This is a genomic window from Streptomyces sp. P9(2023) (assembly GCF_032436795.1).
Lineage (GTDB): Bacteria > Actinomycetota > Actinomycetes > Streptomycetales > Streptomycetaceae > Streptomyces.
In genome coordinates, this window is record NZ_JAUPWM010000347.1 from 1 (window position 1) to 289 (window position 289).

Annotated in this window: 1 protein-coding gene; it reads left to right on the forward strand. The window is 42.6% G+C overall.

What is annotated here, in order from left to right:
* Nucleotides 1–12: 12 nt before the first annotated feature.
* A partial coding sequence (locus Q5762_RS37895; RefSeq protein WP_315896856.1) for a hypothetical protein occupies nucleotides 13–289 on the forward strand: 277 nt, incomplete at its 3' end.

The window sequence follows — 289 nt, forward strand, 5'->3', positions numbered from 1 at the left end:
ATCGATCAGTTGATGGCAGACCCGACCTATAACAACAAGCACCTTCTTTATGAAGAAAACCTCATACAGAGCTATCTCGCAAAGAAAGAAGGTTGGTTACGTCACAAGAAGGGTTATACCTTCACCAATGTGGAACGCTATGCCTTGTTTAAGGCTGCTCATGGTGCCTACCAAAATGAAAGCAGAAAATCATACAGCAAACTGTATTACCGCATTAAGCGTGTCTTGCAGGAAGGTTGTGATGATAGCGATCTTGTTGCAAAGCTTTTCCGTAACTTCAAGAAAAGCG